Genomic DNA, 22,978 nt, shown 5'->3' on the forward strand with positions numbered 1-22,978 from the left:
AAATTGCGTTATTTTTTATTCCAATTGAATAAAGAAGAAAGAAAAGATTCTTTCTTTCGGGAAGAAACAGGAATTTTTGTTCCGTTTTTTAAATAAATGGCTCCCGCTTTATCGTATTTATCCACAAACTTCATGTTAATCATAAACGATTGATGCGGACGTTGAAAATTGGCTTCCAGCAAACGGTCTTCAAAGTCTTTAAGGGTTTTAGAAACCAAATGCTTCTTGCCATCGCTGCAATAAAAAGTGGTGTATCCTTTATCCGATTCGCAATAAATGAGTTCATCTAAATTGATGACTTGGTAACTATCATGGAACGATAAAATAATATGATTACCTTCATTATTGAAAATTTGTTTGGCTTTTGTAATTTGATTTTTTTGATCGGCTGTGGTAAGTTTTTTTACTTTTTGAAGTGCCACTTTCAATTCTTCAACATCAACAGGTTTTAATAAATAATCTACCGCCCCTATTTTCAAAGCACGTAATGCAAATTCTTCGTAGGCGGTGATAAAAATGATTTTAAAATCGATGGTTTCCATTTTGTCTAAAAAATCAAAAGCAGTGCCATCTGATAAATTGATATCTAGAAAAACTAATTCCGGTTTACAGGTTTTGGTGACAATTAGAGCTTCTTGCACCGATTCGCATTCACCAATAACTTCAACATTCGCATCAATCAAAGAAAGAAGATTTAATAATCCTTTTCTAATATATTCTTTATCTTCAACTATAATTGACTTCATTGTTCTGTTTTGCTATATGGAATTTGAATGGTTACTTGCGTTCCTTGAGCATCGTATTTACTTCTATCTTCAATAGTAATAGAAGCTTCCATTTTAAAATCTTTTGACAAATAGTCTAAACGTTCTTTCGTAATTTTTGTTGCCAATGATTTTTTATTTTGGTTTGAATTTCGCTCACTCGAATCAATTCCCATACCGTTATCCAAAATTACACAAATTAGTTTTGAATCGACTAACGTGAGTTTTATTTCTATAACACAATTCTCTTTTTGTATTTTAAAGGCGTGTTCAATAGCATTTTCCACAAAAGGTTGAATGAGCATTGGTGGCACTTTTATAATATTTACATCGATAGAATTATCGATATTTAATTTAAATTCTATCGCTTCTTTTTCAATATGTTGAAGGGAAAGATAATTTTCAACCGCTTCTAATTCTTTGGAAAGTAAAACCGTTTTATCTCTGGAATTTTCTAAAGTAATTCGTAACAGTTTTGAAAATTTCGACAAATAAGTCACCGACTTTGCTTCTTCTTTGTTCAAAATCATACCTTGCAAAACCGATAGCGAATTAAATATAAAATGCGGTGTCATTTGCGTTCGCAATAATTTTTGCTCGGTAATGATGTTTTGGGTTTTCGCTTTGGAGTTTCTTAATTTTAAAAAGAAAATTATACTGCCTAAAACCATTGCAGTTACTAAAAAAGAAATAATTCCTAATAACAATTTACGTTGCGATTTTTCTAAGTCTTTTGAAGTGGTTTCAACTGTTTTGTTTAATTTTACCTCTCTATCTGCTGCTTCATCCAGTTCTTTTTTATACTTATATTCATACTCAATTGCGGCTATTTTTTTGATGTTTTCTTCGTTCAAAAGACAATCACTTAACTTCTTAAATTGTTCATGATTTTCAAATGCTTTTTTATAATTACCTATTTTATGATAAATTGTCGAAAGAAGTTCAAAAGCTGTTTTTTGCTCTTTAATCAGATTGAGTTCTGTAGAAATTTCTTTAATTTTTAAAGCGTTTTTTAGGGCTTCCTCGTATTTTTTCTTTCGTATGTAAACTTTAGTTAAACCAATATGTGTGAAGCATAAACCGTATTTATAATTAGATTTTTGGTGTAACTCTTTTGCTTCATTATAAAATGAATATGCTATATTAATATTATCTTGTAACAAATAGTTGGTTGCAATATTATTTAAAGAAATACCTTGGTAAATTACATTTTTCGTTTCTTTACTAATATTTTCAGCTATTTTTAAGTGCATAAGTGCAGTTGAGTAATCTTTTTTTTCTTGATATGCTAAGCCGATATTGTTTAAGAACCTAGCTCTTTGTACTTTATCGTTAAACCTTTCGTTGATTGTTAAAGCTTCATTGTAATTTACAATTGCTTTATCATAGTCCTTCATTAATTTATAGATAATACCTACATTAGAATATCCACTTAAAATGCCAATAGTATCTTTTAGTTTTTTTTTAATTAATAAAGATTTATTAAAGTTTTCAAGTGCTAAAGGGTAGTTGCCTTGTTCACCATAGATGCTTCCAATGTTATTTAAATAATCAGAGGTTCTTTCTTCATCTTTCATTTCAGCACTCATCGCTATAGCTTTTTTATATGCCGTCAGTGCATCAGGATAATTACCTAAATTCGAGTAAGCATTCCCAAAAAGATTATGTATTTGACAAATTTTACTTTTATTTTTTAATTTTTGAAAAATCTTTAGTGACTCAGCATAGTTTTCTAATGCAGATGCCATATTACCCTGATTGTAATAAAGAACTCCTATATCAAAATAACATTGTGCGACTCCATTATTTAGGTTTAACCTTCTATATAAATTTAAAGATTCTTGCATAAAATTTAAAGCTTCATCAAAATTGGCTAGTTTTTCTTTTATTTTTCCTTTGATTAATAAACATTTTGCCTTTCCACTAAGAAAATCAATTGAACCTGAAATTGATTCCGATTCATTTAAATAGGAGATGGCTTTATCATGATTCTTTTCTAAATAATGTTCTGCAATACTATTCAAGAGATTTACTCGTATAGTGTCTTTTTTCGGATGAAATTTTAACTCATTTTTTAAGCTATCGATTTTAGTATTTTGACTAATAATACTATTTGTTAGCATAAGAATGTATAAAAAAATGAATGTATGTTTATTTATTATATACATTTAATTTTTATTTATTTTATAGGGAATTAATAAAGTAACTTTGGTTCCTTGATCATTAAATTTACTTCTATCTTCAATACTAATTGAAGCATCCATTTTAAAATCTTTTGACAAATATTGTAAACGTTCCGATGTGATTTTTGTTGCCAACGATTTTTTATTTTGGTTAGCGTTTCGTTCACTGGAATCGATACCCATTCCGTTGTCTAAAATTACACAAGTTAATTTATTATCGACTAAATTAATGTTTATTTCAATTAAATTGTTTTCTTTTTGATTTTTAAATGCATGCTCAATAGCGTTTTCAACAAAAGGCTGAATGAGCATTGGTGGCACTTTTATAATATTCACATCGATAGAATTATCGATATTTAATTTAAATTCTATCGCTTCTTTTTCAATATGTTGAAGGGAAAGATAATTTTCAACCGCTTCTAATTCTTTGGAAAGTAAAACCGTTTTATCTCTGGAATTTTCTAAAGTAATTCGTAACAGTTTTGAAAATTTCGACAAATAAGTCACCGACTTTGCTTCTTCCTTGTTCAAAATCATGCCTTGTAAAACCGAAAGCGAATTGAATATAAAATGCGGTGTCATTTGCGTACGCAACAATTTTTGTTCGGTAATGATGTTTTGTGTTTTTGCTTTGGAATTTCTCAACTTCAAGTAGAAAATAATACTTCCCAACGCCATGGCAACCACTAAAAAAGTAATAATTCCAAGTAATAAATTACGCCTAGATTTCTCTAAATCTAAAGAGGTAGTTTCAACCGTTTTAGTGAGTTTGGTTTCTCTTAATGCAGCATTGTCCAGTTCTTTTTTATACTTGTATTCATATTCTATTCCGGCTATCTTTTTGATATTTTCTTCGTTTAAAATACTGTCGCTAATCTTTTTAAACATTTCGTGGTTTTCAAAAGCTTTTTTATAATCGCCTTTGTTTTTATAGATTTTAGAAAATATTCCGTAAGCTATTTTACTATGGTATAATGATTGGTTTTTATTGGCTAAATCAACTAATTTCTTAGTATAATCCAATGCTAAATCAGATTTATTTAAACTCAAATATGTATCGGCTAAACCATGATAAGAATCTAACAATTCATAGGAAAAATCATTCTCGAAATTTATGTTTTTTGCTTGTTCAAAATAAGTCAATGCGTTAGAATATTGCTTGGTTTCAAAATAAACAAAACCCAAACCATTAAGAGCAGTTGCTAAATTTAAATCGTCACCAATTTCTTTACTTAATTTAATAGATTCTGTATACGTTGTAATGGCTTTTTTATACTCTTCTTTTTCAAAATAAATGCCGGCTACATTATTTTTAATGGCAGTTACATTTTTAACATTATAACCAGCACTTTCTATGTCACTGGCAAGATTATAATAATATAACGCTTTGTCATTATCATTTTTCATTCTGTAAATATTCCCCAAATTATTATAAGATTGAAATATGCCAATAGAGTCTTTACTTTTTTTAGCTATTAGTAAACTTTTATTATGGAATTCTAAAGACAACGGATAAATTCCTTGTTCATAATAGGCATTTGCAATGGAATTTAGGTTATTAATCATGCCTAATGAATCTTTATTTTTTTTATTTACCTCATAAGCTTCTTTATAGTTTTTTAATGCTTTATCATATTGGCCATAATGCGAATAGATAACGCCTATATTATTTAAATACTTGTGAATACTTTTTCTATCCTTACTTTTTTCAGCAATTTTTATTGCTTCCTCATAATATTTAAGCGATTGTGCAAAATCGCCTTTATAAGAATATAAAACTCCCATCGCATTATTACTCTTCTCTAATCCTTTTAAATCTTTATTCCTTTTGTAAATTGCAATTGCTTTATCATAATTTTGGATTGCTTCAGTATAGTTAGACATCTCCATATTAATGGCTCCGTAAACATAATGACTTCTCGCTTCTCCGGATTCAGAACGAATTTCTTTAGCTAATTTCAGAGCATTTTGAACATATTTTATAGCTTGTGGCGGATCATTTCTGTAATGAAGAAATGCTAATTGATTAAGTAAATTAACCCGTGTTGTATCTTTTGCTTTATGATTTGCTAATACTACTTTTAAACTATCAATTTTGCTGTTTTGAGCATACAAAAATTGTACAACCAATATACAACTGATTGTCAAATAGCTTTTCAAGTTTAATACAAAAGTCGTGAATAACATAAATAGGGTTTGAATGTATTCAAATGTAAGGTATTAAAATTAATGTAACGAGGTGGTTTTTTATAATTTATTTTAAACTCAAGCCTTATACTTTTTTTCTTTTGATTATTTTGCCTTCTTTATCAGAACGATAATATAAAAAAACACCAATTGAAAACAAAATCAACACCGTTATAATAGAATCTTCAATGCCAATTCCTCCCCCTGTAAATAAAACAGGGCCTTCAAATTTAGAATGAATAATCTTGCCCATATCAGTTAAACCTGTGAGGTTCGAGCCATAAAAAGGTTGTGCAAAATTCCAACCCAGATGAAAGAAAAAAGGCAGCCAAATTCTTTTAGTGTAGACAAAAAGCATTGACATTGTAAATCCCCAGCAGAGCGATACAAAAAAGCTAAACAGAGTTGTGTTCGGATTAAAAATATGGTAAGTTTCAATTACCATTATAATTACAATTGCAATATTAGTTCCTAACCAGTTTTCTAATTCGCGTAATATTAAACCTCTAGTAAAGAGATCTTCAATGAGAGCTGCAACAACGAGCGTCATAAATAGTTTAAAGGAATAATCTTCAGTAACTACTTTAATAATATGATAATATCCCAACAGATATAATATAAAAACAGATAATGAAATGGCAGAAAATCCAATTGCAAAGCCACCAAACATTTCTTTAGGTAAATATTTGATTGAAAGCTCTTTAACTTCTCTTTTATCATACCAGCGGAATAAAAAATAGTAGCTCGACAGTAACACTAAAAAAGAAACCAGATGTATGAAAGGGTCGGCAGTATTTTTATCTTCAATTATACTATAAAAAAGTGGTTTCGATACAAAATTTTGTACAACTACAAAAAGAGTAAAGCAAACAGTAATTCCCAAAATTATTTTTGTAACCGGGAAATCTAAGATTTTTTTGATGGATTGATTCATGATGTTGATTGATTAATGATTGACTCATTTGACAAACAAAACAAGAAATAGTTACCGGAATAATCATTTTAAATTTACTTTTTTTTCCAACACCAAGTAAAGGCGAATACCAGTGACTTCGCAACAAATAATCAATTCAACTGTTTATTGCGTTTTTGATTAAATAAGAGAATGTGGAAGAAGATTATATATTCTAGATAATAAACTAGCTGCGAAGTCACAAACATTCGCAGAGCATGTGCGGTTTATTTTTATAATTAGTTATAAATTTAGTTTTTAGAGAGAGTTTTGCAAGGTTTACCATTGTTAGCATACGTTATTTTTCCCTTTGTAATTCAGTGATTTTTTTATAGACATTTCTGGCGTTATCAATCATTTCAATAGCCGGTGCCATTTTTCCATTTGCACCGGGCCAGCCTGTTCCTCTAAACATTCCTGAAAATCCATTTTCACTTCCTAAAACGATAGTTCCACTTTTATCTGATTTTTCGTTTAAAGTAATATCACTTAAAGTTTTAATATTTAAAGACTTTATAGACTCTCTGAAAACACCTGATTTAATTATTATTCGGTTTTCCGTAATTCCATAAATTGTTTTTTCACGTCTTTTTGCATCAAAGAAAAATCTACCTATAATTAAATATAATCCAACCAAAACAAATGGGATTCCCCATAATTTAAAAAAGAAAGGGGCAGATGTTAAAATCACAGTTGACTCCCAAAAAATAGCAAACCCACCCCACATTAGGCTAAATGGAATCATAAAAGCATCACTTTCTTTTACTTTGATACCTTGTTTAGGTCTTCCGGTCCATAATAATGATTCATCAATATCTAAATGTGGTCTTAACTCTGATTGTAAATTTTCTTTCATTTGCTTTTAATTTATACACAACGGTTTGGGGCTTTGCGTTCGGGCGGGTTTCGGAGCACAAAGTTTCAATTTATTACTAAAGTTCATTATAAGCACTAAGCTCCAAGTTTGCACGTCAGCCCGCCTGACGCAAAACCCGTGTTAGCTGTGGTATTTCTTGTCATAGTTTAATTCTCCGTCCTTCAATTTTTCCGCTTTCAGTAAAGTTATCAAATTCCTGTCCTTCAATAATTGTCCATCCGAGTTCTTTTAGTTTGTTTTCGGTTAGTTGTTCTTTATTAAATTCTGTCAAATGTAGATTTCCATATTTGCATAAATGAAACTGAATTTGTTCGTCTTTGTCAAATACGAAAATATATTCTGCTACACTTGGGTCGCAACGTGTTATCCAAAATAAAATCTCAATAAAGTCTTGCAAACTGTCAATGTGAATTTGAAACGCTTCGTTGAAAGTTTTATCTCCAACGATTTTTTCAAGCTTTTTATATGCTTCTTTTAATGGTTTAAAATTGTTGTCTCTGTTCCCAAAGAAATCAAGTTTCAAATGCGATATTATGATGAAGTCAGTGACATTTATTGTCTTAAACAACTCCGTTAGTTTTTCTGTTAACTTACTTGTAAAAGTGTCAATGTCTGAATGGTCTATGCCGATTATTTTATTAAATGTCGAACAGTCTATTTCTTCATTCATTATACAGTCAAATTGTTCCCAATAAAGGTGTTCTTCATTGTCGTCCTTGTAATATTGTAACATTTCTGCATCGTAAAACGCCTTCTGCATTTTAGTCAGTTCAGAGCCAATTATTCGCTTTGTTTTAACTATTTCGTTTCTTGTCGTGAGTGTCGTCATAATATCACAGCTAACGTCAGGCGTGTTTGCGTAGTTCGTCATCAATTTATTGATGAAAGAACGAGGAGCAATCACGAAAGGCGAATTACGCAAACAAGCTGTTAAGCTAAGTTGGCGTAACGCCTTTCAAGTGAAACGTCTGACGTTAAGCAAAATTTAGTGCGTTGAGAGCGATGCGAAGCATTGCGTAACGCACGTAGGCGTAGCCAATTTTGCTTAACGGTGAGTATATGAAAAGTAGGCGATTTATAAGCACTTAACTTTCGGTTAACCATAGAGTTTTATGTGAGCCATTACTCTTGTTTTTATTGATTTGTCGCCTATTTTTTATATACATTGTTACAAGCCGTTTTTCTTATTTAAGTTCAAGTTTATCAATTCGATTTCCAATTGTAATTTCTTTCATTTCTTGTTCTAAATTTTTAAATTCTGGTTTTTGAACTGTTTTGATTTGCTCTCCTTTCTTCAAAAGATGTATTTCGTCACAAGTATCGCTTAAAGTTGAAAAAATATGTGATGAAATTAGCACTACTTTATTAAGCTCTTTCAGTTTTAAAATTATTTCAGTCAAAATTATATTACTCTGAATGTCAACACCATTAAAAGGTTCATCAAGGATAAAGTATTCGTTTTCTTGAAGGAGAATAGCGGTGATTGCTAGTTTCTTCTTCATCCCTGTTGAGTAAGTTGAAGCGTATTGATTGAGAGGCAAGTCAAAAATATTCTTGCTGTCAATTTCTAAATTTGTCTTACTTCGGGCATTACAAAGTAGTCTGATGTATTCTTTGCCGGTTATCTTAGAGAAAAAGAAAGGGTCTGTCAGAAGCAAACCTAAATGATTTTTTAGAGGGGTAATGTCGGAAATTATTTCTCCATTATAACTTTCTAAACCTGCAATACATCTAAATAGTGTTGTTTTTCCTGCTCCGTTTTCGCCAACAATTCCATAAGCTTTCCCATTTAAAAACTCCATTGAAATATTTTTCAAAACTTCGTTTTTACCGTAACTTTTGCTTAGTCCATTAATTTTAATCATTCAATAAATATTTTAACTTATTAATAGACTTTGAGTAAAAAAAAGGAATGTTAGCTAATAACAAAGGAGGAAAGTAAAGGCTAAACGCAATTAAAATTCCTTCGGGTATGTTCATCTCGCCTGGATAGGCTGAATATTTCGCCAAAATTATAGTGCAAAGAAATAGAAGTCCAATGATGAAAAAGAGTAAAATTAATTCAAACTCGTTTGGGTAAAATATCAAAAGACTAATTACAATTGGAGCTACTAAAATAGAAGCGTTTCTAATAGCGTTAAAAACTTTATTCTTTAAAAACCTTTTTGGTGTTTCAGCGAAAATCCATACATAATATTCTTGTTCAGGCTTGTGGTAGTAACTTAAAGATGTTAAGAAAACCAAAAGAAAAGCGAAAATTCCCAAATTAAGATTGTCAACATTTATGGCAATAACTGTCAAAGCATAGGCAACAGGCATTAAGAAAACGGTCTTTCGAAAACCTGTCGAAAATTCAAATGGACTTTTGGAAAATGGCGTTGGAATTGTAAAATTAATACTTGTATGAAAAGAAACCAAGGCAAGAATAGACGAACTCAAAAATAGGATACTGGCTTCAAAGAAGAAACTTTTGTATATGAGAATGGAAACAAAAGGTATGCAAAAAATAAAGTTCTCTATAATTCTTATTTTCATTTTTGTTATATCTCCGAAAGTTGAAAGTAAAAAATCCGTTCTGTTCTTTTCAGAAAGTTTAAGTTGTAAACTTAGACAAGTTAAGATTACTAAGTATTTGGCAAACTCTGTCTTATGAAAAATGTATTCTGAAAGCAAAACAAATGCAGTTAAACCCAAAACATAGCCCAGAAAAGGATTAATTCTAGCTTCCTTAATCTTTCGGTTTGTCAGAACGTATTGTAATTCAAAATAGTCTATCATTTTATGCTCGGTCTCTGTCGTTTTATAATGGCTTGTAACGGATTAGTATAACCGTCAGTTACGGTTTAAAATTACTATTTTTTAGTTTATGCACAAGAGTTAACAATTCCGAGTGGATTCGGACGTAGTCGAATCCGCCGTAATTGCGGTTATACATTGTTGCCAACCGTTTTTATTTTTTCATACCAAAACTTTCTCCAAAAACCAATTCATTCTTTTCATTCCAAGAATAGGTAAAATAGTATTTCGGTATATCATTTGAATTCCGATGATAAATGTCAATCAGAATCGCGTCTGTTTTGTCTTTTAAACTATTTGTTTGAACTCTAACATCATAAGTCAATCCGTATGCTCTTATTCGTCCGTTATTCAGTTCTTGCTCAAATTCAGCTGTCAGTTCATTAATAATTTTTTGGCTTTCAGGAAAATCCGTTTCGTTGTCATTGTATCCAACCGCTATTAATTCTCCGTTATTGTCAATTTTTGCTCCGAAAGGATAATATTCTTTTCCATTATTCAGCATTATTTCCGCAAAGTTGTGTGAATAATCGATAATATTTTGAATGTCTTTTTGTATTTCCATTTTTAATTCAGTTCGTTTTTCAAATGGTTGGCAACTCGTAAATATACGCAAGTTTATATAACTTTTTTCATTTCTCAAAAGAACAAGACTCCTTTTTGTGTTTCTATTATTTAATTGTGTAATTGCCTCTAGGTTAGCAGTAATTTTTAGGTTTTCTTCCACATTTGTTCGGAAGAGCTTCCGTATTTGTTCGGAAAACACCCCCTTTTTCCGAACACGGTTCGAACAAATCCCGAACAAGTATCGAACAAAACCCCTATAAAACGCAAGGAAATCGTCAAATGCACTCAAACCTATTCAAATCCTATCAAATGTGGTCAAATCCTGTCAAAACACTTCATAAAAGCAATGATAGTGTTTTGTTTTTAACATAACAAGCTACTTCAATGCTATACCAAAATTAAATTCATCCATAAACCTTGCCGAATAAAATTAAAGGATGTCTTTTTAAGCAATCCATTTCAGGCAAAATAATATCCTTAAATATATCCAAAGAACCATTGTGTTTAAAGCGTTTTTAGTAATTTTGACAATAGTTGTTACCCTTCATTCAATACTTCTTGTTATGACAAATAAAATTTCCTTTCAATTTATCAGTGAACCGACAGATATAAACTTTGGTGGAAAAGTGCACGGTGGTGTAGTGATGAAATGGATTGACCAAACTGCCTACACCTGTGCCAGAAGCTGGGCAGAAACCTATTGCGTAACGGTTTATGTAGGCGGAATCCGTTTTTATAAACCCATCAGTATTGGCGAAGTCATTAAAATTGAAGCCACTGTAGTCTATACCCGTAAAACAAGTATTCATATTGCGGTGGATGTCTTCTCACGCAATTTTTCAACTCAAAAATTTGAAAAAAAAACCCACTGCATCATTGTGTTTGTCTCAGTTGACGAAAACGGAAAACCTGTAGAAGTAAAAAAATGGATTCCAAAAACTGATTCGGAAAAGAAAATGGAAGAATATGCCATAAAATTAAATGCGTTACGCAAACAAATTAGCGACGAAATGATGCCCTTTGTGAATTTATAAGGGTTGGATTAGATAATTATAAAATCGCTCTTAAAAAAGTGCACCCTTATTCTTGCTCCGGATTTCTTCCAATTTCATCAATTGTTTCAATTTCCACTTGAAGCATATTCTTCCATTTGTGTTCCAAAAGTTTATAAAATCCCCAACAGCCTAATAGTCCAAACGGAATCGTAAAAAGACCTAAAACAGTATCAGACATATGCTCTAATCCCAACGACAGCAAAACACTTAAAACACCAAGAAAAACGCCTGACAATAAACTTGACACATAGTAAACCACTACACCCAAAATGGAAAAAAGCCAAGCTTTTTGATTGTGTTTTAAAGCCAATGTGTAAAAAGGCCTTCCTAAAAAGTAGATAAACAGTAAACTAAGCATGTATAAAAAAGTTGATTCTTGTTTCAAAAATAACCTTTATTAGAAAACAAAAAGGAGACCAAAGTATAAAAATGCTGTTTTCAGCCTAAATAATTCTTAACACCTCTTGTCCTTACTTCATTTTTAGTAATTTTGGCAAAAAAATACAATTGAGAACAATTCTGTTTATTTTTTTCTGCTTGGTTAGTATACAGCAAAGTTGGAGTCAGAAAAGCAAAGAAATAGTTGTTGAATATGCCGATTTTTTTGATGTAGACGAAGCATTATATCCCGATGCGGTGTTGTTAACCGGCAAAGTTCGCGTAAGTCACGACGGTGCAATACTGTACTGTAACAAAGCTTATCTGTTTAAAAAAGAAAATTACATCAAAGCGTTTGGCGATGTGCGAATGATTCAAGGCGATACCATCACCATGACCAGCACCTATGCAGAATACAACGGTGAAAACAAACAAGCCTACGCTTCCGGAAACGTAATCATGAGTTCGCCCAGTTCTACTTTAAAAACAGAAGTGCTTAATTTCGACCGAGATGCACAGGTAGCTTTTTACAGAACAGGTGGCACAATTACCGACAAAGAAAATACATTAGTAAGCCAAGCCGGAACTTATGTGGTTCCCAAAAAGATGTATCAATTTCGCAATGCTGTTACCATTACCAATCCCAAATATGTCATCAAAACCAATCATTTGGATTATTACGAAAAAGTAGGCCATGCCTACCTCTTTGGTCCTTCAACCATCACCAGCAAAGAAAATTATATCTATACCGAAAAAGGGTTTTACGACACCAAGAAAAACTTTTCACACTTTGTCAAAAACTCCTATATCAAATACAACAACCGATTAATTGAAGGCGATAGTTTGTATTACGACAGAAACCGTGAATTTGCCTCGGCCACCCGAAATGTAAAAGTAACCGACTCCATCAACAACAGCGTCGTAAAAGGCCACTATGGCGAAGTTTACCGCGAAAAAGATTCACTCATGATGACCAAAAGAGCGGTAGCCATGACTTTAGTGGAACAAGACACTTTATACATTCACGGAAAAAAACTAATCGTCACCGGAAAACCGGAAAACCGCGTTGTTAGAGCATTCAATAACGTTCGCTTTTTTAAAATTGACATGAGCGGAAAATGTGATTCACTCCATTCCGATGAAAAAACAGGCCTTACCAAACTCATCAAAAATCCGGTCATGTGGAATTACGACAACCAAATGACCGGCGATATTATGCATCTTATTTCCAACAAAGAAACCGAAAAACTGGATTCTTTAAAAGTACTGGGTAATACATTCATTGCCTCAAAAGACACTATCGGCACAGGGTATAATCAGGTAAAAGGATTAAATCTCTACGGTAAATTCAGAGACAACAAATTATATGAAGTAGATGTAGTTAAAAACACCGAAGTAATCTACTACATGCGAAATGAAAACCAAGAACTCATCGGCATCAACAAGAGCAAAAGCAGCAGCATTAACATGACGCTAGACGGTAATCAAATTGATACAATAACATTCTTTAAACAAATTGAAGGCGAAATTTATCCCGAAGCAGAACTCCCGGAAAATGCCCGAAAACTCAGGGGATTCATTTGGCGAGGCGAGGAAAGAATCAAATCCAAAGACGATATTTTTCCACCCGAAGAAAACGAATACGACGAACTAATGAAAATTGAAAAAGCAGCCGAAGAGGCAATAGAATCAGTTCCTATGGAAGTTCGACAAGAAACGTTAGAAGGTCAAGAAGAAGAAAAAGAAAATAAAAAAGATAGTTAGGGATAGCGAGTTGAAAAGTTACGAGTTACGGGTTGAAAAACTTCCATCTTCCATCTTCTATCTCATCACAAACCATGAAACAAGATTTTCTTAAATACCAAGCCCAAACTTCCCCCTATCCACTTGCGATGGAAGTTTCGTATGCCAAAGGAAGTTACATTTACGATACCAATAACAAAAAATACTTAGATTTTGTGGCCGGTGTTTCGGCTTGCAGTTTGGGCCATCAACACCCTAGAGTAAATCAAGCCATCAAAGACCAATTAGACAAATATGCACACGTGATGGTGTATGGCGAATATGCCCAACACCCTGCCGTAGAATTTTGCAAATTGTTGGCTCACCACATGCCGGAAACCCTCAACAAAACCTATTTAGTCAACTCCGGAACCGAAGCCACCGAAGGTGCTTTAAAACTCGCCCGCAGAGTAACCGGCAGAAGTCAATTGATTTCCTGTTACAATGCTTACCATGGCAATACCATGGGTTCAATGAGCGTCATGGGTTTTGAAGAACGTAAACAAGTGTTTAGACCGCTTATTCCTGACGTTGATTTTATTACCTTTAACAACGAAGAAGACATTCAAAAAATTACAACCAAAACCGCCGGAGTAATCGTAGAGAGTATTCAAGGTGGAGCAGGCTTTATTCAGCCTGAAAATGGTTTTTTAACTAAAATCAAGCAACGTTGTGAAGAAGTCGGTGCGTTGCTGATTATTGATGAAATTCAACCCGGTTTCGGCAGAACCGGTAAAATGTTCGGTTTTGAAAACTACAATGTTGTTCCTGACGTAGTTATTATGGGAAAAGGAATGGGTGGCGGAATGCCCGTTGGTGCTTTTACAGCTAAAGCGGAGTATATGGACTTGTTGAGTCACGACCCAAAATTAGGCCATATTACCACTTTTGGCGGACATCCTGTCATAGCGGCCGCTTGTCTGGCAACCCTCCGGGAAGTCACTGAAACCAACCTCATGGCACAAACATTAGAAAAAGAAAAACTGTTCAGACAACTTTTGGTACATCCTTTGATAAAAGAAATAAGAGGAAAAGGTTTAATGCTGGCCGCAATGGTGGAAACTCCTGAAATTACAAACGAAGTAATTTTTAAATGCCAAGACAAAGGATTAATTCTTTTTTGGTTGCTGTTTGAAGGTAAAGCCATCCGAATTACACCGCCCTTAACCATTTCTGAAGAAGAAATTAGAGAAGGTTGTAGCATTTTATTGGAGGCTTTAGAAGAACTAACAACTAAGAACTAGGCACTAAGGACTAAGTACTAAAAACCTGTTAATTAAATTGTTTACAACAATTCGTCAACAAAATAGAATCAGAGCAATCCTTTCCTAATTTAGAGAAGGATAATTTTAAAACAATCGAGTATGCATTTAAGTCACGAAGAAGACGATTACAACGTATCCTTGTCAAGGTTTGAATCGATGCTGAAAACCAACAAAGTTTTCTTTTTTGATTCAGAGGAGTTTGAAGAAATTATTCTTCATTATCTTGACATGGGTAAAGCATCTCTGGCCAAAAAAGCCTTGAAATTAGCTCTCGAACAACATCCAAGGTCTACCGGATTAAAACTGGTTCAAATTGAAATGTTGATTTATGACGACAAACTTGATGTAGCCGAAAAAATGCTCAACGAGTTGTATGCCATTGAACCCCACAATGAAGAGATTTACATCCAAAAAGCCAACATCTATTCCAAACGCGATCAACACGATAAAGCGATTACAGAATTAGAAAAAGCATTACAATTTACAGATGATTATGCAGATGTATATAATCTGATGGGGATGGAATACCTCTTCATGGATAATTTAGAATTAGCTAAACTCAACTTTATCAAATGTTTAGAAGTAGATATTGAAGACCAATCTGCTTTGTATAACGTGGTATATTGCTTTGAGTTTTTAGACCAGCAACAAGAAGCAATTGCTTACTTAGAAAATTACATCGAAAAAAATCCTTACAGTGAAATCGCTTGGCACCAACAAGGAAGGTTAAGCTATAGTATCAAAAACTATGAAAATGCCTTGCGATGCTTTGATTATGCCACATTAATTGATGAAGAGTTTATTGGTGCTTTCATGGAAAAAGGCAAATCTTTGGAAAAACTAAAACGATACGAAGAAGCAATTGAAGCCTACGAACGCACCATTGAATTAGAAGACCCTACTTCCTACGCTCTGTTACGGATTGGAAAATGCCATGAAAAGTTGGGCAACAAAGCAGAAGCCATTAAATTCTACAACCAAACGGTTCACGAAGATCCTTTGTTAGATAAAGGTTGGATAGCCATTACTGATTTTTACATTCGGTTAAAGAACTTTCAAAAAGCCTTGTTTTACGTTAACAAAGCCCTAGCAATTGACAATGAGAATCAATTGTATTGGAAACGCTATGCGACCATTAATCGAAACATGAATTTTTATGAAGAGGCTGAATTTGGCTACCGAAAAGCCGTTGAATTTGGCGATGCTCATTTAGACACTTGGCTGTTTTGGGTGGATATCCTTCAATTCTTGGGAGAATTTGACAGTGCTATCCAAACGTTAGAACAAGCAGCAGCATTTTTTCCAGACGAATACCAAATAGAATACCGATTGGCAGGGATGTACTATATGCTTCAACAGAATGAAAAAGGTAAATTTCACCTTACTAACGGCTTGCAATTGAATGCCAACAACAGAACATTACTGGAAGAATTATTTCCGGTGGTTTGGGATAAAAAAATAGTACAAAATGTAATTGCCAAATATTTAAAATCTTAGTTTAATTAAGAATACAATTATAAAAAAATTCCCTAATTTGCGTTCCGTTTCAACAGCGGAACGCATTTTTTTTATGAGAAAACTTTTTCCTGATTATTTGCTGATTACACTCAAAGGGATGGCAATGGGTGCTGCCGATGTGGTTCCGGGTGTTTCGGGCGGAACAATTGCTTTTATTTCAGGTATATATCAAGAGTTAATAGATACCATCAACAAAGTAGATTTAACTTTTTTTTCTGCATGGAAAAAAAACGGATTCAAAATCGCTTGGCAACAAATTAATGGCAGCTTTCTGGTTGCACTTGTAACCGGTATTGCCGTTAGTATTTTATCCCTTTCCAAAGTAATTACACATCTCTTGGCAACTCAACCAATTTTAGTTTGGTCATTTTTCTTTGGGTTAGTCATTGCCAGTATCTATTTTGTTGGAAAACAAATTACAAAATTCAACCTAACTACTTGGCTTTTTTTTATCATCGGAACGATAATTTCCTACTACATCACCATAGCCGAACCGGTTGCCTCACCCGAAAGTTACTTCTATTTGTTTGTCTCCGGTTTCATAGCCATTATTGCCATGATTTTACCCGGTGTTTCCGGAGCTTTTATCTTGCTATTAATGGGCTCCTATGCTGTTGTAATTGGCACAATAAACCAATTTAGAGAAGCAATTACGGCATTGAATTGGCAACTTTTAGGGCAGGCTATTTTGCGTTTAGGCACATTTGCCATAGGTGCTATTTTGGGACTAAAGTTGTTTTCAAAAATATTGCATTGGATGTTTGACAACCATAGAAATGCCACATTGGCATTACTCACCGGTTTTATGCTGGGCTCTTTAAACAAAGTATGGCCTTGGAAAAAAGTGCTATCAACCCGAATTGACTCGCATGGAAACGAAGTACCTTTTATGGAAAAAAGTATTCTGCCTCATTATTTTGAAGGTGAAAATCAACTTATAACGGCAATACTTTTGATGGTTTTTGGGTTTTTAACTATCTTTATTCTTGAAAAAGCAGCTGTAAAATTCTCTAAATAAATGCGAGTTCAACGTTCCCTTTCTGATAAAATTTTTCTTGTCCTAAAAGGGATAGCAATGGGGTTGGCTAATAAAATTCCGGGTGTTTCCGGTGGCGTTGTCGCATTCGTTGCAGGCTTTTACGAAGAATTTATTTATTCTTTTAAACGAGTCAACAAAACGGCTTTTAAATTTTTAATCGCCGGAAGATTCAAAAGCTTATACCGATACATCAACGGACCGTTTTTGTCCTTATTGATTCTCGGAATCATCATCAGTTTTTTCAGTATTTCAAAAATTTTAGATTTTTTACTCACCCGATACGAGATTCAAGTTTGGGCTTGCTTTTTCGGAATGATTATTGGTTCTATTTACTACATCAACAAAGATTTTAAAGGAGCTTGGAGTAAAACTGCCCGAACAGCTCTAATTATTGGAGCTTTACTTGGCATTGGCATTAGCTTTTTTGACCCGGCTACCGAAAATTCAAACCTGCTTTTTGTCTTTCTGTGTGGCATCATCAGTGTTTCCGGGATGACTTTACCCGGTTTATCCGGTTCGTTTATCATGATGTTAATGGGAAACTATGTGCTACTTTTAGTAGATTCTGTTAATTCTTTGTATGATACGATAGCGGATATTTTTGTTGGTGACTTCGGTTTTGTAAATGATCCGGCTCGCATCCATTTGCTTAAAGTATTAGCTTCCTTCACACTTGGCTCCGTTACGGGTCTAGTGACATTTTCTAACTTACTGAGTTACCTGATTAAACATTTTAAGAAAGTTACTTACGCCTCCATTTTAGGGTTTATTATCGGCTCATTAGGCGTTGTGTGGCCTTGGAAACATAAAATTTATGCCACACAGAATGGCAACCTTCTTGTGGATAGAAACGGTAATTATATCGTGGCTACCTACAAACGTTATTTACCCGAATTAACAGCCGACACTTTTTGGGCAATATTTTATATTTTAGTTGGCGTTTTATTGGTTCTAGGATTAGAATGGTATGGAGAACGAACAAGAAAAAAATAAACGTTTTGGGTTAATCGGTAAAAACATCAGTTATTCCTTTTCAAAAAAATACTTTACGGAAAAATTTGAAAAAGAGAAGCTGGAAAAGTGTTCGTATGAGAATTTTGACCTTCAAACCATCTCTCAATTTCCAAAAATTTACAGAGAAAATAAGGATTTAAAAGGTTTGAATGTGACCATTCCGTATAAAGAAAAAATCATTCCTTATCTTGATCAATTAGACAAAAATGCTTCAAAAATTGGTGCTGTAAATTGTATAAAATTAACCAAAAAAGGTAAACTAAAAGGATATAATACTGATTATTTTGGTTTTAAAAAATCTATACAACCACTGTTACAACCACATCATCAAAAAGCGTTGATATTAGGAACCGGCGGAGCATCGAAAGCAATTGCCTTTGCATTGAACAAATTGGGTATTTTATACACTTTCGTTTCAAGAAGCAGAAAAGAAGATGCTCTTGATTATAAATACATCAATGCCACTACATTTGACAACTATCAAATCATTATCAACTGTACTCCTTTGGGAACGCATCCGAACCTAGCAGAATGCCCACCGCTACCCTATGAGTTTTTCACTAGTGAACACTTGGCATTCGACTTGATTTACAACCCCGAAGAATCTGAATTTCTCAAAAGAGCCAAGACAAATAACGCGGTAACAAAAAACGGTTATCAAATGTTGGTATTACAAGCAGAAAAAGGTTGGAAAATTTGGAATAAGTGACCGTTGTCTGTTGTCAGTTATCAGTAACCCGATAACGGACAACCGATAACTGCTTACTGAAAAAAATCCGAACCATTCACTTCATAAAAACTAAAATAACTTTAAAAGTATGATTTCTTTGAATTTTGCCAACACTTTACTATCTTTCGCCTTTATTATATGAACCTTAAACATTTGTTCGATGTTAGAAGAAAAGAATGATAACCTGTCGCCAATGGAGCAAGAGACAGATGGAAATCAAGAAAACGTTTTACAAAACGAAAGTGATGAAACAACCCAAACTGTTTCGGAAGAAATTGAAACGGTAACGCCAGATGCTGTTGAGGAAGAAGTTGTTGTAGAAATTTCGGATGAAGAATTGGCTGATGATAGCCCCGTGACAGAAAGTGAAAATCAAAAAGCATTAAATGCAATTGATGAAACCAATGCAGAAGAAAGCGAGGATGAAACCTTAAAAGATCGTCATTCTATTCCGATGTTGGATTATCACTCAATGTCTATGGATACTTTGGTGGATGAACTTGAAAAACTTTCGGTAGTTGAAAAGGTGATGTCTATCAAGGAACATGTAGAAGAAATAAAGAAAGAATTTTTATCAAAATACAATCATTTTATTGATGAAAAGAAAGATGAATTCGAAGCTGAAAATCCGGATTCTACTGAAGAATTTGAATACCATTTGCCCTTAAAGTCAAAATTTGATTCGCTATACAAACTCATAAAAGGAAAGCAAAATGCTCACTTTAAAAGTTTACAAAACAATTTACAAGCTAATTTGAACAGAAGATTAGCCATTGTTGAAGAAATTAAAAACCTCATCAATCCGCAAGAAAACATTAAAGATACTTTAAAACACTTTAATGAATTGCGTGATGAATGGAGAACAATTGGACCTATTCCGCGAGACAAATACAACCATGTTTGGAACAATTATCATTTTCATGTTGAAAATTTTTATGATTATTTGCATTTAGATCGTGAAGCAAGGGATTTAGATTTTAAGCACAATTTAGAGCAAAAACAAAAAATCATTTCCCGTGTAGAAGAATTGGTAAACGAAGAAGATGTAACCAAAGCTTTCCGCGAACTACAGGATTTACACCGTATTTGGAAAGAAGAAATTGGTCCAGTTGACAGAGAACACCGTGAGGAAATTTGGAATCAATTTAGTGCATTAACCAAACAAATGCATGATAAACGCGAAAGTTTATTTGCCAATCAACGTGAAAAAGAAATAGCCAATTTAGAAAACAAAAAAGCTATTATCGGAGAAATTGAAGAATTAGCCAAAGTAGAGGTAACCGCACACGCTCAGTGGCAAGGTTATATTGAAAAAGTTGAAAAATTACGAAACGATTTCTTTTCTGCAGGAAAAGTCCCCAGTGAAGTGAATGAAGATACATGGGCAGCATTTAAAACCGCTGTTCGCAATTTCAATGCTCACAAAAATGCTTTTTACAAAGACATTAAAAAAGAGCAAAACGAAAACTTAACAAAAAAATTAGCGTTAGTCGAAAAAGCTAAAACAATGAGTACCAGTGAGGATTTTGCTACTACTACTCCACTGATGAAACAAATTCAGGAAGAGTGGAAACACATTGGCCATGTTCCCCGTAAATACTCCGATAAAGTTTGGAAAGAATTCAAAGACGCTTGTAATCATTATTTTGACCGAATGAAAGCATCCAGAAATGAAGCAAATTCGGAAGAGATTGAAGCTTTTGACAAGAAAAAGGCATATTTAGAATCCTTGAAAGACTTTGAATTGATTGGTGATCATAAAACCGATTTAGATGCTATTAAAGCTCATATAGAACAATGGAAGTCGTTTGGAAAAGTACCTTTTTCAAGAAGACATATTGAAGGAAAATTTAATAAAATTTTAGATGCTTTGTTTGAAAAATTGAGTTTGAGCAAAAAAGAAGGTGAAATGATGCGTTTCTCGAACAAACTTGAACAATTAGCCGGTGCTGATGACAACAGAAAATTAGAAAGTGAAAAAATATTCATCATCCGTAAAATTGATGAAATTCAATCTGAGATTTTTCAGTTAGAAAACAATATTCAGTTTTTTACCAATGCTAAAAAAGACAATCCACTTGTGAAAGAAGTTTTGAAAAACATCGAAAAGCATAAAGACGAATTGGAAACGTGGAAAGACAAGTTGAAACAATTGCGAAATTTATCGCAAGAATAAAAAGCATAAATTTTTACTTGAAACCATTCTGAGTCAGAATGGTTTTTTTTATTATATCAATTACTTTCAATCAAAGTAATTGATACATTTGTAGCGTGAAATGGTTTAAAAACAGTATTGCGTTAGCCAGTCTTTTAGCACTCTTTTTTTGGAGTGTGAAAGACAGTACTTTTTTTGAAAAAAATAACGCTTCTACTTCGCAAACCGTTCATTCTATTGAAACGATTAAAGTGATTGGTACGAAGCAGTCCATTGCAGAACATCAGTTTCAAAGTGTTGTTAAAGAAAGCTCTTCTTTTTTAATTTCGTTTTTACCCTTTATTTGTGAAGAAAATAGAACATTTTTTCTTTCAAAATTTACTTCTTTTTTATCGCGACAAGACCACAATCGTTGTGAAAAAGTTTCGAAACTCCTCTTTCCTTATCATTTCTTTTGGTGATATAATCCTTTTTTATTCATTCAAAATTTTTGCTGTATCTCAAAATCTACAGCTTACGTACAATTTTTAAACTCAAAAAATGGAAACATCCACCACAATAATTGGGTTAGGTTTAGTATTGATTACTATCTTACCCATCATTTTCTTATTACGAAATCAGCATATCAATGCATCTAAAATTGAAACAATATTGAAACAATACAATCAAGAAAATGCTAAAGCTTTCACTATTCGAGAAAACATCAACAACAAAGTTTTAGCTCTTGACGAACGAAACAAAAAGTTTGTCTTAATTGATTTAAATACTAAACCGGAAGTAGTAACTTTTGCAGATTTAAAAGAAATTGGTCATTGTGAAATTCATCGAAAAATAGAACAATCGCAAACTTCTACCAAAAAAGAGTTGATAACAAAAGTAGAAGTTGTTTTAGAAAAAAAATCAGATAAAACCAAAATTCCTATTAAATTCTATGATTTCGAATATGAAAAACCAATTCAAATTACACTTTTTAGAGACAACCAATTGGCCGAAAAATGGTTAGATATAATTAAGAAAGCAATTTAAGAAAGTTACTTGTTTGCAAAATTTCCTTTTCTGATAACAATCGGAAAAGGATTTTTTTAAATTAAAATCAGCACTGTGATAAAAATAAAAACCACGATTTGAAACCATTTTAAAAACACAGCAAAATGCTTGTTGTTTCTTAGGAAAACAGTTAGTTTGTCTGCTAAAAAGCAGATCAAAGAAAAAATAACAAAAGCTTGCAGCATAAACAGAAAACCAAGAAAATAAATTTGCTGCGTTACATTTTCCGATTTTTCATCAACAAAACCTGGAAAGAAAGCTAAGAAAAACAACGTTACTTTCGGGTTAAGCACATTCATTACAAATCCTTGTTTAAATAATGAAAGCAGCGATTTCTTATTGTTGATATTAGATTTTAAATCAATGGAAGCCGGGGCTTTATATACTTGATAAGCAATCCAAAGTAAATAACAAGCTCCAACCATTTTTATGACAGTAAACAGTAGCTCTGACTGTTTGATGATTGCCGAAACGCCTAATGCAATTAACGTGGTATGCACTAAAATACCGGTAACCAAACCGGCTGCAGTGACAATTCCGAACTTTTTTCCGTTGGAGATACTTTGGGATAAAACGTAAAGTATATCCGGTCCGGGAGAAAGTGTTAAGGCGATGGATGCGAGGAGGAAAGTGGTAATCATCGTTTGCAGTAGTAGTACTCATTATAAT

The 22,978-nt window shown here is 33.0% G+C and carries 21 protein-coding genes; 10 read left to right on the top strand and 11 right to left on the bottom strand.

The window, feature by feature from the left end:
* Positions 1–8 precede the first annotated feature (8 nt).
* The 9 genes from R2782_RS02595 to R2782_RS02635 form a co-directional block, all read right to left on the bottom strand.
* Positions 9–746 (bottom strand): LytR/AlgR family response regulator transcription factor, encoded by a 738-nt coding sequence (locus tag R2782_RS02595; protein ID WP_371266505.1) that lies wholly within the window; start codon positions 744–746, stop codon positions 9–11.
* Positions 743–2,932, bottom strand: a complete 2,190-nt coding sequence (locus tag R2782_RS02600; RefSeq protein WP_371266506.1) for a tetratricopeptide repeat protein — start codon at positions 2,930–2,932, stop codon at positions 743–745. The genes R2782_RS02595 and R2782_RS02600 overlap by 4 nt, the downstream gene beginning before the upstream one ends.
* Entirely contained in the window at positions 2,933–5,107 is a 2,175-nt protein-coding gene (locus R2782_RS02605) for a tetratricopeptide repeat protein (protein ID WP_371266507.1), read from the bottom strand.
* Positions 5,108–5,219: 112 nt separating this feature from the next.
* Positions 5,220–6,068: a lysostaphin resistance A-like protein gene (locus tag R2782_RS02610; RefSeq protein ID WP_371266508.1), complete on the bottom strand. Its 849-nt coding sequence runs from the start codon at positions 6,066–6,068 to the stop codon at positions 5,220–5,222.
* Positions 6,069–6,384: 316 nt separating this feature from the next.
* The gene (locus R2782_RS02615; RefSeq protein WP_371266509.1) at positions 6,385–6,942 is read right to left on the bottom strand and encodes a hypothetical protein; all 558 of its coding nucleotides are present in this window, start codon (positions 6,940–6,942) and stop codon (positions 6,385–6,387) included.
* 160 nt (positions 6,943–7,102) lie between these two features.
* Positions 7,103–7,834: a hypothetical protein gene (locus R2782_RS02620; RefSeq protein WP_371266510.1), complete on the bottom strand. Its 732-nt coding sequence runs from the start codon at positions 7,832–7,834 to the stop codon at positions 7,103–7,105.
* 313 nt (positions 7,835–8,147) lie between these two features.
* On the bottom strand, positions 8,148–8,828 hold the full coding sequence (locus R2782_RS02625) for an ATP-binding cassette domain-containing protein (protein ID WP_371266511.1): 681 nt from the start codon (positions 8,826–8,828) through the stop codon (positions 8,148–8,150).
* Entirely contained in the window at positions 8,821–9,741 is a 921-nt protein-coding gene (locus R2782_RS02630; protein ID WP_371266512.1) for an ABC transporter permease, read from the bottom strand. The genes R2782_RS02625 and R2782_RS02630 overlap by 8 nt, the downstream gene beginning before the upstream one ends.
* Positions 9,742–9,913: 172 nt before the next feature.
* On the bottom strand, positions 9,914–10,324 hold the full coding sequence (locus R2782_RS02635; protein WP_371266513.1) for a hypothetical protein: 411 nt from the start codon (positions 10,322–10,324) through the stop codon (positions 9,914–9,916).
* Between the two features lie 565 nt (positions 10,325–10,889).
* On the opposite strand from R2782_RS02635, the gene R2782_RS02640 reads away from it, so the two are divergent.
* Positions 10,890–11,360, top strand: a complete 471-nt coding sequence (locus R2782_RS02640; RefSeq protein WP_371266514.1) for an acyl-CoA thioesterase — start codon at positions 10,890–10,892, stop codon at positions 11,358–11,360.
* 46 nt (positions 11,361–11,406) lie between these two features.
* On the opposite strand, the gene R2782_RS02645 is transcribed toward R2782_RS02640, so the two are convergent.
* The gene (locus tag R2782_RS02645) at positions 11,407–11,766 is read right to left on the bottom strand and encodes a hypothetical protein (protein WP_371266515.1); all 360 of its coding nucleotides are present in this window, start codon (positions 11,764–11,766) and stop codon (positions 11,407–11,409) included.
* Positions 11,767–11,888: 122 nt separating this feature from the next.
* Between R2782_RS02645 and R2782_RS02650 the strand changes: the two genes are divergently transcribed.
* The 9 genes from R2782_RS02650 (at position 11,889) to R2782_RS02690 (ending at position 22,288) form a co-directional block, all read left to right on the top strand.
* Complete coding sequence (locus R2782_RS02650) at positions 11,889–13,523, top strand: OstA-like protein (protein ID WP_371266516.1); 1,635 nt, start codon at positions 11,889–11,891, stop codon at positions 13,521–13,523.
* A gap of 74 nt (positions 13,524–13,597) precedes the next feature.
* Positions 13,598–14,785, top strand: a complete 1,188-nt coding sequence (locus R2782_RS02655; RefSeq protein ID WP_371266517.1) for an aspartate aminotransferase family protein — start codon at positions 13,598–13,600, stop codon at positions 14,783–14,785.
* 120 nt (positions 14,786–14,905) lie between these two features.
* On the top strand, positions 14,906–16,303 hold the full coding sequence (locus tag R2782_RS02660; RefSeq protein WP_371266518.1) for a tetratricopeptide repeat protein: 1,398 nt from the start codon (positions 14,906–14,908) through the stop codon (positions 16,301–16,303).
* 73 nt (positions 16,304–16,376) lie between these two features.
* Positions 16,377–17,342, top strand: a complete 966-nt coding sequence (locus tag R2782_RS02665) for a DUF368 domain-containing protein (RefSeq protein WP_371266519.1) — start codon at positions 16,377–16,379, stop codon at positions 17,340–17,342.
* Positions 17,343–18,356 (top strand): DUF368 domain-containing protein, encoded by a 1,014-nt coding sequence (locus R2782_RS02670; RefSeq protein ID WP_371266520.1) that lies wholly within the window; start codon positions 17,343–17,345, stop codon positions 18,354–18,356. It begins immediately after the preceding gene.
* Positions 18,331–19,086, top strand: a complete 756-nt coding sequence (locus tag R2782_RS02675) for a shikimate dehydrogenase (protein WP_371266521.1) — start codon at positions 18,331–18,333, stop codon at positions 19,084–19,086. Before R2782_RS02670 ends, R2782_RS02675 begins: the two co-directional genes overlap by 26 nt.
* A gap of 181 nt (positions 19,087–19,267) precedes the next feature.
* Positions 19,268–21,283 (top strand): DUF349 domain-containing protein, encoded by a 2,016-nt coding sequence (locus R2782_RS02680; protein ID WP_371266522.1) that lies wholly within the window; start codon positions 19,268–19,270, stop codon positions 21,281–21,283.
* Positions 21,284–21,378: 95 nt separating this feature from the next.
* On the top strand, positions 21,379–21,723 hold the full coding sequence (locus R2782_RS02685) for a hypothetical protein (RefSeq protein ID WP_371266523.1): 345 nt from the start codon (positions 21,379–21,381) through the stop codon (positions 21,721–21,723).
* Positions 21,724–21,802: 79 nt separating this feature from the next.
* The gene (locus R2782_RS02690) at positions 21,803–22,288 is read left to right on the top strand and encodes a hypothetical protein (RefSeq protein ID WP_371266524.1); all 486 of its coding nucleotides are present in this window, start codon (positions 21,803–21,805) and stop codon (positions 22,286–22,288) included.
* A 56-nt stretch (positions 22,289–22,344) separates the two neighbouring features.
* Here the strand turns inward: R2782_RS02690 and R2782_RS02695 are convergent, their stop codons facing one another.
* The gene (locus R2782_RS02695) at positions 22,345–22,950 is read right to left on the bottom strand and encodes a LysE family translocator (protein WP_371266525.1); all 606 of its coding nucleotides are present in this window, start codon (positions 22,948–22,950) and stop codon (positions 22,345–22,347) included.
* Positions 22,951–22,978: the final 28 nt, after the last annotated feature.

The sequence above is a fragment of the Flavobacterium sp. genome, assembly GCF_041392085.1.
Taxonomy (GTDB): Bacteria; Bacteroidota; Bacteroidia; order Flavobacteriales; family Flavobacteriaceae; genus Flavobacterium.

Excerpts from the sequence above, each read along its gene's own strand:
- R2782_RS02595 (WP_371266505.1), bottom strand. The coding sequence starts at position 746 with ATGAAGTCAATTATAGTTGAAGATAAAGAATATATTAGAAAAGGATTA.
- R2782_RS02600 (WP_371266506.1), bottom strand. The coding sequence starts at position 2,932 with ATGTATATAATAAATAAACATACATTCATTTTTTTATACATTCTTATG.
- R2782_RS02610 (WP_371266508.1), bottom strand. The coding sequence starts at position 6,068 with ATGAATCAATCCATCAAAAAAATCTTAGATTTCCCGGTTACAAAAATA.
- R2782_RS02615 (WP_371266509.1), bottom strand. The coding sequence starts at position 6,942 with ATGAAAGAAAATTTACAATCAGAGTTAAGACCACATTTAGATATTGAT.
- R2782_RS02620 (WP_371266510.1), bottom strand. The coding sequence starts at position 7,834 with ATGACGAACTACGCAAACACGCCTGACGTTAGCTGTGATATTATGACG.
- R2782_RS02625 (WP_371266511.1), bottom strand. The coding sequence starts at position 8,828 with ATGATTAAAATTAATGGACTAAGCAAAAGTTACGGTAAAAACGAAGTT.
- R2782_RS02630 (WP_371266512.1), bottom strand. The coding sequence starts at position 9,741 with ATGATAGACTATTTTGAATTACAATACGTTCTGACAAACCGAAAGATT.
- R2782_RS02635 (WP_371266513.1), bottom strand. The coding sequence starts at position 10,324 with ATGGAAATACAAAAAGACATTCAAAATATTATCGATTATTCACACAAC.
- R2782_RS02640 (WP_371266514.1), top strand. The coding sequence starts at position 10,890 with ATGACAAATAAAATTTCCTTTCAATTTATCAGTGAACCGACAGATATA.
- R2782_RS02655 (WP_371266517.1), top strand. The coding sequence starts at position 13,598 with ATGAAACAAGATTTTCTTAAATACCAAGCCCAAACTTCCCCCTATCCA.
- R2782_RS02660 (WP_371266518.1), top strand. The coding sequence starts at position 14,906 with ATGCATTTAAGTCACGAAGAAGACGATTACAACGTATCCTTGTCAAGG.
- R2782_RS02665 (WP_371266519.1), top strand. The coding sequence starts at position 16,377 with ATGAGAAAACTTTTTCCTGATTATTTGCTGATTACACTCAAAGGGATG.
- R2782_RS02670 (WP_371266520.1), top strand. The coding sequence starts at position 17,343 with ATGCGAGTTCAACGTTCCCTTTCTGATAAAATTTTTCTTGTCCTAAAA.
- R2782_RS02675 (WP_371266521.1), top strand. The coding sequence starts at position 18,331 with ATGGAGAACGAACAAGAAAAAAATAAACGTTTTGGGTTAATCGGTAAA.
- R2782_RS02680 (WP_371266522.1), top strand. The coding sequence starts at position 19,268 with ATGTTAGAAGAAAAGAATGATAACCTGTCGCCAATGGAGCAAGAGACA.
- R2782_RS02690 (WP_371266524.1), top strand. The coding sequence starts at position 21,803 with ATGGAAACATCCACCACAATAATTGGGTTAGGTTTAGTATTGATTACT.
- R2782_RS02695 (WP_371266525.1), bottom strand. The coding sequence starts at position 22,950 with ATGATTACCACTTTCCTCCTCGCATCCATCGCCTTAACACTTTCTCCC.